We start from the raw sequence: 15,052 nt of genomic DNA, 5'->3' as shown, positions 1-15,052 counted from the left end.
CGAGCCTACGGTGTCGCCATGCGAGTTGCCCTGTTCGCGACCTGCCTGGTGGATGGGCTCTACCCCCAGGTCGGCATCGCCACGGTTCGGTTGCTGCGCCGGCTCGGCGTGCACGTCGACTTCCCGCCCGGGCAGTCGTGTTGCGGGCAGATGCACATCAACACCGGCTATCCCTCGCTCGCGCTGCCGCTCATCGAGAAGCACGTGCGGACCTTCGCAGCGGTCGACGCCGTCGTCGCACCCAGCGGCTCGTGCACCGGGTCCATCCGGCACCAGCACGCCGAGGTCGCGCGCGCGGCCGGCCGGCCGGAACTGGCGGACGCGGCGGAGGCGATCGCGGCCAAGACCTACGAACTGTCGGAATTCCTGGTCGACGTGCTGGGAGTCACCGACGTCGGGGCGTACTACCCGCACCGGGTGACCTATCACCCCACCTGCCACTCCCTTCGCCTGCTGGGCGTGGCGGACCGGCCGTTGCAATTGCTGCGCGCGGTGCAGGGCATCGAGTTGGCCGAACTGCCCCACGCCGAATCCTGCTGCGGCTTCGGCGGCACCTTCGCGCTGAAGAACCCGGACGTGTCGACTGCGATGATGGCTGACAAGGTCGCCAACGTGCTGGCCACCGAGGCCGAGATCTGCAGCGCGGGCGACTCGTCATGCCTGATGCACATCGGTGGTGGCTTGAGCCGGCTGCGCACCGGCGTCCGCACGGTGCACCTCGCGGAGATCTTGGCGAGCACCGCGAGCTCCCCCAGCTCAGCCGGCTCGCCCGGCTCGTCCAGCTCGTCCGGCTCCCCGGGCTCGTCGAACGCGTCGGCGGTGAGGACCCGATGACGTTTCTCGGCATGCCCGGAGCACCCGCCGGGGTCGGACAGCTTCGCGGCGACCGCTCGTTTCCACAGGCCGCGCGCGAGGCCGTGGCCGACACCCAACTGCGTCGCAACCTGAGCAGGGCCACCGCAACGATCCGGGCCAAGCGCGCTGCGGTGGTCGGCGAACTACCCGACTGGAGCGGGCTGCGCGCGGCCGGTGCCGCGATCAAGGACGACGTCCTGGCCCACCTCGACGAGTACCTGCTGCAGCTGGAGGAGCAGGTCACCGCCCGCGGCGGAACGGTGCACTGGGCGCGCGATGCCCACGAGGCCAACGCGATCGTCACCAGGCTCGTGCAGGCGACCGGAGTCACCGAGGTCGTGAAGGTGAAGTCCATGGCCACCCAGGAGATCGGTCTCAACGAGGCGCTGGCTGAGGCGGGCATCGAGGCTCACGAGACCGACTTGGCGGAGCTGATCGTCCAGCTCGGCAAGGACAAACCCAGCCACATCCTGGTACCGGCGATCCACCGCAACCGGGCGGAGATCCGCGAGATCTTCCTGCGCGAGATGCCCGTGGTCGACCCGGACCTGAGCGACGAACCGGCCGAACTCGCCGAGGCGGCCCGGATCCATCTACGGCAGAAGTTCCTTGCCGCCGAGGTGGCTATCTCGGGAGCCAACTTCGCCGTTGCCGAGACGGGCACCTTGGCCGTCGTTGAATCGGAAGGCAACGGGCGGATGTGCCTGACGCTGCCCCGCACGCTGATCACCGTGATGGGGATCGAGAAGCTCCTGCCCCGCTGGACCGACCTGGAAGTCTTCTTGCAACTGCTGCCTCGCTCGGCCACCGGCGAGCGTATGAATCCGTACACCTCGATGTGGACCGGCGCCACCGAGGGACAGGACTTTCATCTGGTATTGCTGGACAACGGTCGGACGGCGACCCTGGCCGATCCCTCCGGACGGTCGGCGCTGCGATGCATCCGCTGCTCGGCGTGCTTGAACGTCTGCCCGGTCTACGAGCGCACGGGCGGCCACGCCTACGGGTCGGTGTATCCCGGTCCGATCGGCGCGGTGTTGTCCCCGCAACTCACCGGAGTCGGCGAGAACGCCAGCCTGCCGTTCGCCTCCACCCTGTGCGGAGCCTGTTTCGACGCGTGTCCGGTGGCGATCGACATCCCCACGATGCTGGTCCACCTGCGCGAGCGGGTGGTTCAGGACAAGGCCGCCCATCACTTGGTGCCGAGTCCGGAGGCGCTGGCCATGCGAACAGCCGCGGCGGTCATGGCCTCACCGACCCGCTGGCCGAGGGCGTTGCGCGCCGCCCGCCTGGGACGGTTGCTGGCCTGGCGTCGGCACGGCACCCGCGCGCGGATCGCGACCCTGCCCCCGCCACTGTCGCGGTGGACCCGGTCCCGAGACCTGCCGGTTCCGCCCAAGCAGACGTTCCGGGATTGGTTCGCCGAGGAGGACGAGTCGTGAGCGCCGCCCGCTCCGAGGTGTTGGCCCGCATCGGTCGCGCGCTCGGTCCACGGGGCGCGCGCGCGAACATCACCGTCCCGCGCGATTACCGGACCTCGTCCCCAGCGGACCTCGACCTTTTCGTGGAGCGGCTGGAGGACTATCGCGCCACGGTGTTCCGCGTTCCCGCCGAGGCTCCGGATGAGGATGGCATCGCGCGAACCGTGGCCGCGGCCGTCGCCGGCCGTCGTCGGCTGATCGTGCCGTACGGGTTTCCCGATGCCTGGACGGCGGTTCTGCAATCGATGCCGGAGGTCGAGCTGCTGACCGACGGCGCGCTGTCGACCGGTGAGCTCGACACCATGGACGGCGTTCTGACGACCTGTGCGGTCGGCATCGCGGAGACGGGCACCATCGTGCTCGACGCAGGGCCGGGTCAGGGACGTCGGGCGCTGACCCTGGTGCCTGACTTTCACCTTGTCGTGGTGCGGTCCTCGCAGGTGGTCGGGCTCGTGCCCGAGGCTGTCGCGGTTCTCGACCCCACCCGGCCGTTGACCTGGATCAGTGGGCCGAGCGCCACCAGTGACATCGAGCTCAATCGGGTCGAGGGCGTCCACGGCCCGCGCACCCTGCACGTCGTCCTGGTCTAGCGCCGTCCGGTCGGCCACCTGTTTCACGCGCTGGAATCGAGCATTCCGATCAGAGTCATCGCGTCGTAGGGCGACCGCACCTTGGTGTCGTTGTCGAAGTACACGTAGACGTCCAGGCCGCTGTCGCGCCAGCCTCGGATCCGACCGGCCCACGGCTGCAGCCCGTCCGTGCCGTAGCCACTGACGTAGAGCTCGTCCGCGCCGTGCAGCCGTAGATAGAGGAAATCAGCGGTGACGTCGAACATCATGGGCCACTTGCCGGCCGTATCGGCGACCACCACCGCGACACAGTGTGCGCGGGCCAGTTCGAGAAAGGCTGGATCCTTGAAGCTGTCGTGGCGAACCTCGACGGCATGGCGCAGCGGACGATCTCGCAGCGATCCGGTCCACGCCCGGCCCGCCAGCCGCTCGTCGTGGTGCCGGGCCAGGTAGGCGGCCTCGGCGGTGGATCGGGGCAACTGCGCGAAGAACGATTCCATCCGGGCCGCGTCGAATCCGAGGTTGGGCGGAAGCTGCCACAGCAGCGGGCCGAGCTTGTCCTGCAACGCGAGCAGGCCCGAGGCGAAGAAGTTGGGCAGCGCATCCTCGAGATTGCGCAACTTCTTCATGTGCGTGATGAAGCGACCCGCCTTGACCGAGAACACGAAGTCGTCCGGAACCTCCCGCGCCCAGCGATAGAAACTGGTCGGTCGCTGCAGGGCGTAGAAGGATCCGTTGATCTCGATCGAGGTCATCCGCCGCGCGGCGTAGGCCAGTTCGTTGGCGTGCACGAGTTCGGGGGGATAGAAGTCGCCCCGCCACGGCGGATAGACCCAGCCCGAGATCCCGACCCGAACGCTCATGGGGCCAACCTAGAGGACGGTGGACGCGCAGGGTCCGGCCGGGGAGAGTGAGCTCATGGCTCAGGACCTGCAACGACCCGCCGGCGACGGGCGCGACGAGAGCGAAGGACATCGCCTCGATCGCAACTACGGCGAACTCCTGCAAGAGCTGCGGGTGTCGGAAACGGGAGTGCAGATCCTGTTCGCGTTTCTGCTCTCGATCGCGTTTCAGCAACGCTTTGCTTCCATCGACGAATTCCAGCGCACCGTCTACGTCATCACCCTGATCTGTTGCGTGCTGTCCATCGCGCTCCTGGTCGCGCCGGTCGCCTTCCACCGCATAGTCTTCCGCCGCGGTTTGAAGGAGGAGCTGGTGGAGAGCACCAGTCGCTTCGCGATCGCCGGCACGAGCTTCCTGCTGCTCGCCGTCCTCAATGGCGTACTGCTCATCCTCGACTATGTCGTGGGGCGGTGGTTCGCCGTGGTGACGACGGGGTTGCTCGCACTGGTCTTCATCGGTCTCTGGATCGTTCTGCCGCTGGGCAAGCTCCGAGCCGACGAGGGCTGAGGCCCACTCCGGACGAAACTGTCAGACCCCGGTGGGAATGTTCTGCCATCCGATCAGGAGAGGACGGCAGCACGATGAGCACATCAACGGCAGTACGACAGACGGCCCCGCCGCGGGCGCCCCGGCCGGGCGGTTACGGCCCGGGCGGTTACGGCGCGGGCGGTTACGGCCCGGGCGGTTACGGCCCGGGCGATGAGGTCGTCCTGGTGCGGTGCACCAACGAGACGTGCTGGGCGATCTTCGACGCGACCGCGGAGGGGTTCTTCGGCGAATGCGACGAGTGCGCCACCCTGTCGGCCGAACACGTCCTGCGGGAGCACGCCCGCCCGGTGCCGGGCTGCCGGCCGTGCCGCAACGGCTGATGCCAGGTCGATCGCCGCGCCCCGGGTCCACTGTGATCCCCACTGCATCTCTCGCTGTGAATTTCTTGCCCCGAGACTCGGGCCGATAGCGTTACCGGCGTACCGGAGCCGCCGCTCCGTTTTGTTTCAGCTATGTACCGCCTGGAGTACCAACCGATGACCGAGACCGCTACCCGATCCCGCTATCAGCTCACCTTCGTGGTGCTCGCCGTCGCCGCGGCCGCCTACTCACTGCTGCAGTCCCTGGTCTCACCGGTCCTGCCGCTGCTGGAAACGAGCCTGCACACCTCCCAGAGCACCGTGACCTGGGTCCTCACCGCTTACCTGCTGTCGGCCTCGGTGTTCACGCCGATCCTCGGGCGCATCGGCGACATGATCGGCAAGGAGAAGGTCCTCGTCGGGGTTCTGGTTGCGCTCGCGGTCGGATCGGTGCTCGCCGCTCTGGCGACGTCGATCTCCGTCATGATCGTTGCGCGGGCGATCCAGGGCGTCGGTGGCGGCGTGATCCCGCTGGCGTTCGGGATCATCCGGGACGAGTTCCCCCGCGAGAAGGTGGCCGGCGCCGTCGGCGTCATCGCGGCCCTGCTCGCGGTTGGTGGTGGCCTCGGCCTGGTTCTGGCCGGCCCGATCGTCAACGCCCTCGACTACCACTGGCTGTTCTGGATCCCCGGCATCGTGGTCGCCGTGGCCGCGGTGGCCACCCACCTCGTGGTCCCGGAATCACCGGTGCGCTCACCGGGCAGGGTCAGCTGGACAGCCGCCGTGCTGCTGTCGGCGTGGCTGGTCGCCCTGCTGGTTGCGGTCAGCGAAGCACCCTCGTGGGGCTGGGGTTCTGTTTCGGTGGTCGGTCTGCTCGTGGCCAGCGTGGTCCTGGCGGCAGCCTGGGGAGCGGTCGAACTGCGGTCGGCTCAGCCCCTTGTCGACATGCGGATGATGCGGGTGCCGGCGGTCTGGACCACCAACCTCGTCGCCCTGCTCTTCGGTGCCGGTCTCTACTCGGTCTTCGCCTTCCTGCCCGAATTCGTGCAGACGCCGTCGATCGCCGGCTACGGCTTCTCGGCCAGCATCACCGAGTCCGGCTTGATCGTGCTGCCCATGTCGGTGGCGATGTTCGTCTTCGGCGTGCTGTCCGGTCCGCTGTCGGCTCGATTCGGCGCCAAGACTGTCCTGATCGCCGGTTCGGCCGTGAGCATTCCGTCGTTTGCGATCATGGCGTTCGCCCACGGCGCGATCTGGGAGATCTCACTCGCGATGGTCTTGCTCGGCATCGGCTTCGGAATGGCGTTCTCGGCCATGTCGAACATCATCGTCGACGCCGTGCCGTCCAACCAGACCGGTGTCGCCAGCGGCATGAACGCCAACATCCGCACCATCGGTGGCTCGATCGGCGCAGCGGTGATGGCCAGCGTGGTCACGTCCAACGCGCTGCCGAGCAGGCTGCCGAAGGAGTCCGGCTACACGAGCGGGTTCGGCATGCTCGCCGCGGTGATGCTGCTGGCCACGCTGGCCGGCTTCCTCATCCCGAACCTGCGCAAGGCCGGTCGCGACGCCCACCAGCGCGAGCAGGCCGAGCTGGCACACCCCGAGCTCGCTCTGGTCGCCGCGGGCACCGTGGTCGGCGACGAGTCGGAGTAATCCGGTGCCCCAGGCAGACAGCGTCGCAGTGAACACGGCGTCCCGGCCGCTACGGCGGGATGCCGAGGCGAACCGACTGAGGCTGCTCGCCGCGGCCACCCAGGTCTTCGCCGAACATGGTCTGGACGCCGGGGTCGACGAGGTGGCGCACGCCGCGGGGGTCGGCATGGGGACTTTGTACCGGCGCTTTCCCAGCAAGCAAGCGTTGATCGACGCGCTGGTTCGCGAGCAGCGGCTGGCGGTACTCGCACTGGCGACGAACGCGGCCGAGCGCAAAGACGGTGGCGGCCTGCACCGGTTCCTGCTCGACGCGGGACAGCTGCACGCCAGTCAGCCCGCATGCTTACAGCGGCTGTGGGGACGATCCGACGTCGACCCCGATTCTTTGACCCAGATCCGCGCAGCCATCGCCGAACTGCTGGCAGACGCTCAGAAGCACGCCGCGGTTCGTAAAGAGGTCACGACTACCGACATCACCATGATCATCTGGTCGCTGGTCGCGGTCATCGAGGCGACCGGCACCCAGGCGCCGAACGCATGGCGCAGGCACCTGCAACTGCAGTTGGCCGGATTACGTCCCAGCGAGGTCGAGCTGACCGAGCCACCAGTCAGCCAGGCCGCGATGACGCGCGTCCTCGGCCGGCGCTGAGTCGGAACGGTTATGTCAGAGGTAGCAGGCACAATCGGCTGAGCTCGGCGAGCACGCCCCGCCGGGGCGAGCAGGGCTACGCGCGAGCAGATGGGGGCAGCGGTGTACCGCGACGGCAGCGAACTGGTCATCAGTCCGACCGACCTCACCAAGTTCCTCGCCTGTGAGCACCTGACCTCGCTGGATCTCGCAGTCGCGACCGGCCTGCGCCCGCGGCCGGCCAGCCAGGACGACGAAGCTCTCGAGTTGCTCTTTCGCAAGGGCCTGGAACACGAGCACCGCTACCTGGACTCGCTACGCGCCGCAGGCCCCGTCACCGAGATCGAACAGGGCGACCTGGCCGCCGCGGTCACGGCGACCGAGCGCGCGATGGCGAACGGCGCCGAGGTCATCTACCAGGCCACGTTCCGCCACGGCGGCCACCGCGGCCACGCCGACTTCCTGCTCAGGGTGGCACGCCCATCACGGCTGGGTCCCTTCGCCTACGACGTTGCCGACACCAAGCTGGCGCGCCGGTTGAAAGTCCCCGCGCTGCTGCAGATGGCCGAGTACGGCGAGCACCTGCACCGCATCCAGGGCGTGCCGCCGGCCTGGCTCACAGTCGTCGCCGGCGACGGCGTCGCGCACTCTTACCGGTACGCCGACGTCGAGTCCTACTATCGGCGCCTGTCCGGCCGGTTCACCCACTTCCGCAGCCTCCTGCCGGCCACGGCGGCGGTGCCCGTGGGGCACTGCGAGCAATGCCGGTGGGTGCGGGCCTGCGTGGGCGAGTGGCGCTCGACCGACGACCTGACCTTCGTGGCGTTCATGCGCTCGGACCACCGGGCCGCCCTGCGCGCCGCGGGCGTCGACACGCTCACCCGGCTGGCCGAGTGCACCGCCGACGAGCTGCCGCGCACGATCGGGCGAACGTCTCGTCAGCGGCTGGTCGCGCAGGCCGCGCTGCAGCTGGCCGAGCGCCGGACCGGCCGACCACGCTACGAGCTGCTTCCCGCCGAAGCCGGAATCGGCCTGCTCCGCCTGCCGGAACCCGATCCCGGTGACCTCTACCTCGACTTCGAGGGCGACCCCTACGTCGAACCGTCCGGACGTGAGTATCTGGCCGGGCTAGGTGACCGCGCGGGTGGGTTCGAGGCCCTCTGGGCCCACTCCGCCGAGCAGGAACGGGTACTCACCGAGAACCTCGTCGACCGGCTGCTGTCCCACTGGCGGGCCCACCCGGGCATGCACGTCTACCACTACGCCCCGTACGAACGATCGGCGTTGCAGCGACTCACCGCGCGCCACGGTGTCCGCGAGGCGGAGCTCGACGTCCTGCTCCGCGCCGAGGTACTGGTCGATCTTTATGCCGTCGTACGACAAGGACTGCGGATCAGCAAGGAGTCCTACTCGATCAAGAAGCTCGAGGCGTTCTACTGGGGACATACCCGCGGCGCCGCCGCGACCGATCCGGACGTGGCCGGTGCGGACGTTGCTGATGCCGACGTGACCGATGCGGACGTTGCCGATGCCGACGTGGCCGACGCCATGTCCAGCGTGATCGCGTACGAGAATTGGCTCGTCGACCCCGATCCCGCAATCCTCGACGCCATCGAGCGTTACAACGCCGCCGACGTGCGATCGACCCTGGCTCTGCACGATTGGCTGGAACAGCGACGTGCGGAGCTGTCCGTCCGCACCGGGGAGTCCCTGCCCCGGCCGGGTACCGACGGCGACCGTGCTGACGCCGAACCGGACGAAGCCGAGCTGGCCGAGAACGCGCTGGCCGAGAAGCTGCTCGCCGCCGATCAGCCGCTCTTCGCGGGACTGGTGGGCTGGCATCGGCGCGAAGCCCGGCCGGGTTGGTGGGACTTCTTCCGCCGCGCCGAGTTCGACGACGAGGAACTCATCGAGGACGGCACCGCGATCGGCGGTCTCGGTCCGGCCGTCCATGTCCGCGACGTCAAGCTGTCGCGAGTGTGGCGGGCGCAATTCCCGCCCCAGGATCTCGGCCTGCGGGTCGGTGACACGGTGGTCGATGTCGACACCAGAGAGAACGCCGGAACCATCGAAGCACTCTCGCCCGAAGAGGGCTGGATCGAACTACGGCTGGGCCGCAAGCGCGAACCGGCGCACTCGCGTGGTCTGCAGCCGAACAAGCCGGTGGTGGACACCGCCCTGCGCGAGTCGATCGCCGACTCGGCCCGGCGGGCCCTGGCGGGCGAGGTCACCCTCGCCGCCCGGCTACTGCAGCGTCGGGTGCCGGCCGCCCTACCCGTGCGGTCGGGTGAAGATCCGCAGCAGGCGGTGGTCCGGATCGGTCGATCGCTCGACGGTGAAGTGCTCGCGGTTCAGGGGCCGCCCGGTACCGGCAAGTCGACAGCCGGTGCCGCCCTGATCCGCGCCCTGCTCGACACGGGGCTCCGGGTGGGGATCACCGCCCTGTCCCATTCGGTGATCGGCAACCTGCTCGCGAAGGTGGACCGACCGGCCCTGCAGAAGGCCACCGAGGAACAGTGGTGCGGCGCGGACTCGGTGGCGTGGACCGCCGACAACGGCGAGGTTGCCGCGGCCCTGTCCACTGGGCGGCACCGGCTCGTCGGAGGCACGGCGTGGCTGTGGTCGCGTCCGGAGCTGGCCGGCGCGGTCGACGTCCTGCTCGTGGACGAGGCGGGCCAGTTCTCGTTGGCCAATACGGTCGCGGTCTCGCGCGCGGCGCACAGCCTGGTACTGCTCGGTGACCCGCAACAACTGTCCCAGCCCACCCAGGCCGAACACCCCTACGGCGCAGGCGTATCAGCGCTCGAACATCTGCTGGAAGGGCACGACACGGTGCCGCCCGAACGCGGCGTATTCCTGGACACGACCTGGCGAATGCATCCTGAGCTGACCTCGTTCGTGTCCGACACCTCCTACGAGGGCCGGCTGACGTCGGGGCCGGGGCGGGAACGGCAAGAGGTCCACGGTGGCCGTTGGTGCGGGTCGGGTTTGCGCTACCAGCCGGTGGTCCACCTCGGCAACGAAGCAGACTCGGTGGAGGAAGCCGCCGTGGTCGCCGAACTGGTCACCGACCTGCTCGGCGCGCAATGGACCGATCACGACGGCCGGCGGCAGCCGATCACACCGGCCGACCTGCTCGTCGTCGCGCCGTACAACGCCCACGTCGGCAGGTTGCGCACTGTGGTGCCCGCGGGCGTCCAGGTGGGCACGGTGGACAAGTTCCAGGGCCGCGAGGCAGCGGTGGTCATCTACTCGCTGGCCTCGTCATCGGCGGCCGACGCACCCAGGGGCGTCGACTTCCTGTACGACATCCACCGGTTGAACGTCGCCGTCTCCCGAGCGCGCGCACTGACGATCCTCGTTGCCTCACCGCGATTGCTCGATGCCGAGGTCCACAGTCCGCAGCAGTTGCGGCAGGTCAACGCGCTGTGTCGCTACGTCGAGCGGGCCCGTCACCCGGACGACGACTGATTCCTCGAAGGCTGACCAAACCCATCAGTTCTGGCAGACCGGACATACTTGACAGCCTCGCTAAACCGCTTTAGTTTCAGAGACGTCACAAGCGTCGCAAAACCGCCTGACCCTCTCAGGCAGTGCAATTCGCGCGGCAACCGCCCAACCACGTGGCCGCATTCGGCCAGTCCTGATCGACGCCCCGGCGCCCTGATCCCGGCCCGGGCCACTCCCGCCCAGCGTCGTCGGCACACGACAGCCCTAGCCCACCGGCACGTCTCGAACCGGACGACGAGCCGACCGGCACGCCTCGAACCGGACAACGGAGGAACCCGTGAACCGCACCGCCAAAGGCAGCCGGGTCACGATCGCCGACGTGGCCCGCCGCGCCGGAGTATCCGCGGGCGCGGTCTCCTTCGCCCTCAACGACCGGCCCGGCGTGGCCGAACCAACCCGGCGCCGCATCCTGGACGCCGCGGCCGAGCTGAACTGGACCCCCAACGCGCGGGCGAAATCCCTGTCGCAGTCGAAGGCCTTCGCGCTCGGCCTGGTCATAGCGCGCCGGCCGGAACTGCTCGGAGCCGACCCCTTCTTCCCGTCTTTCATCGCGGGAGTCGAGACCGTGCTCGCCGAGGCCGGCCAGTCGCTGGTGCTCAACATGGTCGCAACGCCGGCGATCGAGCAGGAGACCTACCGCCGTCTGTCGGCCGATGGCCGCGTCGACGGCGTGTTCGTCACCGATCTGCGAGCGGGCGACGAGCGGATCGCGCTGCTGGCCGAGCTCGCGCTGCCGGCAGTCACCCTCGGACGTCCGGATGTCACATCACCCCATCCGGCCGTGTGCCTGGACGACGCCCACGGCGTCGCCGCCGCGGTCCGGGCCCTGATCGAGCGCGGCCACCGCCACATCGGTCACGTCGGTGGCCCGCTGACCTTTCTGCACTCGCGCAGCCGCCGACGGGCCTGGGCCGAGGAACTGGCCACCGCCGGCCTGCCGGCCAACCTCGGCGCGGTCGCCGACTTCACCGCGGCCGGGGGTGCGCAAGCGACCGTGCAGCTCCTGCGTCGCCGTCCGAGACCGACCGCACTGGTATACGGCAACGACGTCATGGCCATCGCCGGCATCGCTGTGGCCCAGCAGCACCAGCTGCGTGTACCCGCCGACCTGTCGATCGTCGGTTTCGACGACATCACCCTGGCCGAACATCTGCACCCGCCACTCAGCTCGGTGCGCACCGACCCGTTCGGGTGGGGACAGGCCGCGACCCGGGTGCTGCTCGAACTGATCGCGGGCGAATCGCCACCGGATCTGGAACTGCCCGCAGCGGCAGCGGTTCTGCGGGAGTCCATCGGCGATTGCCCCGGCCAACCAACGAGAAAACGCAGTCCACGCGTGAAGGAGAAGACATGAGAGCCGCCACACGGACCATCGCCGGCGGGCTGGCCGCGCTGCTCGCGGTCGGCTTGTCCGCCGGGTGCAGTCGCGTCCACGCCGTCGATGCCGCCACCGCCAAGGACGCTCACGGCCCGATCAGCATCTGGTACTCCAACAACGCGCAGGAGGTCCAGTGGGGAAAGCAACTCGTGGCCCAGTGGAACCAGGCGCATCCGCAGGAGAAGGTCACCGGCCAGGAGATCCCGGCCAACAAGTCTTCGGAAGAAGTCATCGGGGCCAGCATCGTCGCCGGCAGCGAGCCGTGCCTGATCTACAACACCTCCCCCGCCTCCGTACCGACCTTCCAGGCCCAGGGCGGCCTGGTGGCGCTGGACGACTTTCCCGGTGCGGCGCAGTACATCCAGACCCGCTCCGGTGACCAAGCGGCCCAGTACAAATCTCCGGATGGCAAGTACTACCAGCTCCCGTGGAAGACCAATCCCGTCATGATCTTCTACAACAAGAAGATCTTCGCCAAGGCCGGTATCTCCACCACGAACCCACCGCTGTCGACGTACTCGCAGTTCCTGGACACGGCCAAGAAAATCGTCGCCTCAAAGGCGGCCAAGTACGCCATCTATCCCGCACCGTCGAGCGAGTTCTACCAGTCCTGGTACGACTTCTACTCGATGTATGCCGCCGAGAGCGGCGGCAGCCAGCTCATAACCGCCGACAAGGCCGTCTTCGCCGATCAGGCCGGTCAGTCCGTGGCGCAGTTCTGGGCCAGCTTGTACCGGCAGAACCTCGCCGGCAAGGAGGCCTACAACGGTGACTCCTTCGCCGACGGCGTCGCCGCGATGTCCATCGTGGGACCGTGGGCCATCGCCTCCTACAAGGGCAAGGTCGACTGGGGCGTGGTCCCCGTGCCGACGTCGTCCGGAAGCAAGGTCGGAGACGATCACACCTTCTCCGACGCCAAGAACGTCGCCATGTACGCCTCGTGCAAGAACCGTGCGACCGCCTGGGACTTCCTCAAGTACAGCACCAGCGAGCAGGCCGACGGCACGCTGCTCAGCGTGACGGGGCAGATGCCCCTCCGACAAGACGTGCTCGGCACCTACGCCGCCTTCTTCACCAAGAACCCAGGTTTCAAGACCTTCGCGGCGGAAGCGAACCGGACCACCGAAGTGCCGAACGTGCCGAACTCGGTGGAGATCTGGCAGAGCTTCCGCAACAGCTGGTCCAGGTCGGTGATCTTCGGGCGCAGCCCGGTCACCACGAGTCTGACCGATTCCGCCGCCGCTATCGACAAGCTCATCCGTAAGAAGTGAGGGTCATGACCACCGCGCAGATCTCACCCGACGACAGCCGCCGAGGCGGGCACACCTCGCCGTTGGACGGCTCCCCCGCACCCAGCCGCGACGCCCGGCGCAATCACCGCTCGTGGCCCGAACGCGTTCTCGGACGCCACCCGGTCGGAATCCTGTTCGGCCTGCCGTACGCCGTGTTCATCGCGATCATCTTCGCGTATCCGCTGGTGCTGTCGGTGTACATGTCCTTCCACCGCTACATCTTCACCGCCCCCGGAGTGGGGGTGCCGCGCCCGTGGGTGGGCCTGGACAACTACCGGACCGCGCTGAGTGACCCGCTCGTCCGTCAGGCGTTCCTGAACATCCTGATCTTCCTGGTCATCAACGTGCCATTGACCGTCGTGCTGTCCCTCGTGCTGGCCACCGCACTCAACTCGGCCATTCCGTTGCGCAGCTTCTTCCGCGGCGCCTACTACGTCCCGTACGTCACCGCCAGCGTGGCCGTCGTCGGAGTGTGGCTGTTCCTGTTCAACACCGACGGTCTGGTCAACCGCTTGCTGGGATCGCTGGCCCCGAACCCGTCCTGGCTCATCAACGTGCACTGGGCCATGCCGTCGATCGCGCTGTTCGTGACCTGGAAGCAGCTGGGATTCTTCATCCTGCTGTACCTGGCGGCATTGCAGGCCGTACCCAAGGAGCTCTACGAATCGGCCTCGGTCGACGGGGCCTCCAAGTGGCGCCAGTTCCGGTCGGTCACCGTCCCCGGGGTGCGGCACGCCACCACCCTGGTCACCCTGCTGGCCATCGTGACGGGCGCGAACCTCTTCACCGAGCCGTACCTGCTGACCGGCGGTGGAGGCCCGGACGGCAAGTCGGCCTCCCCCGTGCTGGTGCTCTACCAACAGGGCATCGAGCAGAACCATCCCGATGTGGCCGCCGCCATCGGAGTGCTGCTGGTGATCGGCGTCCTGGTCATCGCCGGCATCCAACAACTACTGGAACGGGACTGACATGACCATCTACGACGAGCGGATCGGACAGCGCGGCACCGGCACCACGCCGCCCCTCGGCCTGGGCGTGGGCAACGGGCCCGTCCGTCACGGGCGGTCCTGGTGGAAGATGATCGCCCTGGGCATTGGCGCTTTCCTGTTCCTGTTCCCCTTCTACTACATGCTCATCGGTTCCCTGCAGAAGAGGAAGAACCCGTCGCTGGCCGGCGTGCTGCCCAACCCGGGCAACATGACCCTGCACAACTACAGCCAGATCAACGCGGCTATCAGCCTGGGCCGGACGCTGATCAACTCCGGCATCTTCACCGGCGGCGTGCTGTTGTGCACCCTCGTCTTCGGCGTCCTGGCCGGCTACGCGCTGGCGCGACTGCAGTTCCGGGGTCGCGGCACCCTGTTCGCCGCGATGCTGCTGCTGCAGGTCGTGCCCTTCCAGCTGATCACGGTTCCGCTGTACGTGCTCATCGTGCGCAACTACGGCCTGTCCGACAGTTTCCTCGGCATGATCGCCCCCTTCGCGATCAACTCCACGGCGGTGTTCGTGTTCCGCCAGTACTTCCTGCAGCTGCCACCGGAGCTGTTCGAGGCGGCGCGCATCGACGGGGCCAGCGAGCTGCGCATCCTGCTCGGTGTGGCCATTCCCTTGGTGAAACCGGCCCTGTTGACGGCGACACTGATGACCTTCATCGGCCCGTGGAACGAGTTCCTGTGGCCGTTCCTGATCACCAAGCAGCACAACAAGCAACCTCTGGCGGTGGCGTTGTCCAACTTCATCACCACGACGTCCGCCACGGCTCAGAACCCGTTCGGTGCGATCCTGGCCGGCGCCTGTGTCCTGGCCGCGCCGGCGATCGCGTTGTTCCTGGTATTCCAACGCAAATTCACCTCCACCGACATCGGCTCCGGCGTGAAAGGCTGATATCTCTTGAGCACCTCCGTCACCAGCACCGTTCCCTACACGCTCACC

General features: G+C 68.1%; 13 protein-coding genes. 12 read left to right on the top strand and 1 reads right to left on the bottom strand.

Translation table 11 applies throughout. The features are described 5' to 3' along the window. Positions 1 to 18: 18 nt before the first annotated feature. The 3 genes from M6D93_RS03530 to M6D93_RS03520 are packed head-to-tail and all read left to right on the top strand — an operon-like array spanning position 19 to position 2,926. Positions 19 to 834, top strand: a complete 816-nt coding sequence (locus M6D93_RS03530) for a (Fe-S)-binding protein (protein ID WP_249772977.1) — start codon at positions 19 to 21, stop codon at positions 832 to 834. Continuing rightward, the gene (locus tag M6D93_RS03525) at positions 831 to 2,297 is read left to right on the top strand and encodes a LutB/LldF family L-lactate oxidation iron-sulfur protein (protein ID WP_249772976.1); all 1,467 of its coding nucleotides are present in this window, start codon (positions 831 to 833) and stop codon (positions 2,295 to 2,297) included. The genes M6D93_RS03530 and M6D93_RS03525 overlap by 4 nt, the downstream gene beginning before the upstream one ends. After that, on the top strand, positions 2,294 to 2,926 hold the full coding sequence (locus tag M6D93_RS03520; RefSeq protein WP_249772975.1) for a LutC/YkgG family protein: 633 nt from the start codon (positions 2,294 to 2,296) through the stop codon (positions 2,924 to 2,926). The genes M6D93_RS03525 and M6D93_RS03520 overlap by 4 nt, the downstream gene beginning before the upstream one ends. A 23-nt stretch (positions 2,927 to 2,949) precedes the next feature. Here the strand turns inward: M6D93_RS03520 and M6D93_RS03515 are convergent, their stop codons facing one another. Then, entirely contained in the window at positions 2,950 to 3,768 is an 819-nt protein-coding gene (locus M6D93_RS03515) for a DUF72 domain-containing protein (protein ID WP_249772974.1), read from the bottom strand. 55 nt (positions 3,769 to 3,823) lie between these two features. On the opposite strand from M6D93_RS03515, the gene M6D93_RS03510 reads away from it, so the two are divergent. The 9 genes from M6D93_RS03510 to M6D93_RS03470 all read left to right on the top strand — a co-directional run bounded on the left by M6D93_RS03510 (position 3,824) and on the right by M6D93_RS03470 (position 15,004). Beyond that, a complete protein-coding gene (locus M6D93_RS03510) occupies positions 3,824 to 4,315 on the top strand; it encodes a DUF6328 family protein (RefSeq protein ID WP_249772973.1) in 492 nt (163 codons plus the stop codon). 74 nt (positions 4,316 to 4,389) lie between these two features. Further along, entirely contained in the window at positions 4,390 to 4,677 is a 288-nt protein-coding gene (locus M6D93_RS03505; RefSeq protein ID WP_249772972.1) for a hypothetical protein, read from the top strand. Between the two features lie 156 nt (positions 4,678 to 4,833). Continuing rightward, positions 4,834 to 6,312: an MFS transporter gene (locus M6D93_RS03500; RefSeq protein ID WP_249772971.1), complete on the top strand. Its 1,479-nt coding sequence runs from the start codon at positions 4,834 to 4,836 to the stop codon at positions 6,310 to 6,312. A 4-nt stretch (positions 6,313 to 6,316) separates the two neighbouring features. Beyond that, positions 6,317 to 6,961, top strand: a complete 645-nt coding sequence (locus M6D93_RS03495) for a TetR/AcrR family transcriptional regulator (protein ID WP_249772970.1) — start codon at positions 6,317 to 6,319, stop codon at positions 6,959 to 6,961. A 90-nt stretch (positions 6,962 to 7,051) separates the two neighbouring features. Beyond that, positions 7,052 to 10,411, top strand: coding sequence for a TM0106 family RecB-like putative nuclease (locus M6D93_RS03490; protein ID WP_249772969.1), 3,360 nt, complete (start codon positions 7,052 to 7,054; stop codon positions 10,409 to 10,411). 316 nt (positions 10,412 to 10,727) lie between these two features. Continuing rightward, positions 10,728 to 11,804 carry a LacI family DNA-binding transcriptional regulator gene (locus tag M6D93_RS03485; protein ID WP_249772968.1) on the top strand — a complete coding sequence of 359 codons (1,077 nt, stop codon included), beginning with the start codon at positions 10,728 to 10,730 and terminating at the stop codon, positions 11,802 to 11,804. Beyond that, a complete protein-coding gene (locus M6D93_RS03480; protein ID WP_249772967.1) occupies positions 11,801 to 13,099 on the top strand; it encodes an ABC transporter substrate-binding protein in 1,299 nt (432 codons plus the stop codon). Before M6D93_RS03485 ends, M6D93_RS03480 begins: the two co-directional genes overlap by 4 nt. A gap of 5 nt (positions 13,100 to 13,104) precedes the next feature. Then, a complete protein-coding gene (locus tag M6D93_RS03475) occupies positions 13,105 to 14,088 on the top strand; it encodes a carbohydrate ABC transporter permease (RefSeq protein WP_249772966.1) in 984 nt (327 codons plus the stop codon). A gap of 109 nt (positions 14,089 to 14,197) precedes the next feature. Continuing rightward, positions 14,198 to 15,004 carry a carbohydrate ABC transporter permease gene (locus M6D93_RS03470; protein WP_347343742.1) on the top strand — a complete coding sequence of 269 codons (807 nt, stop codon included), beginning with the start codon at positions 14,198 to 14,200 and terminating at the stop codon, positions 15,002 to 15,004. Positions 15,005 to 15,052 lie beyond the last annotated feature (48 nt).

Source organism: Jatrophihabitans telluris, from assembly GCF_023516435.1.
Lineage (GTDB): Bacteria > Actinomycetota > Actinomycetes > Mycobacteriales > Jatrophihabitantaceae > Jatrophihabitans_A > Jatrophihabitans_A telluris.
Note: the sequence above shows the minus strand (reverse complement) of the source record. Positions and strands in the feature narration are given on the sequence as shown.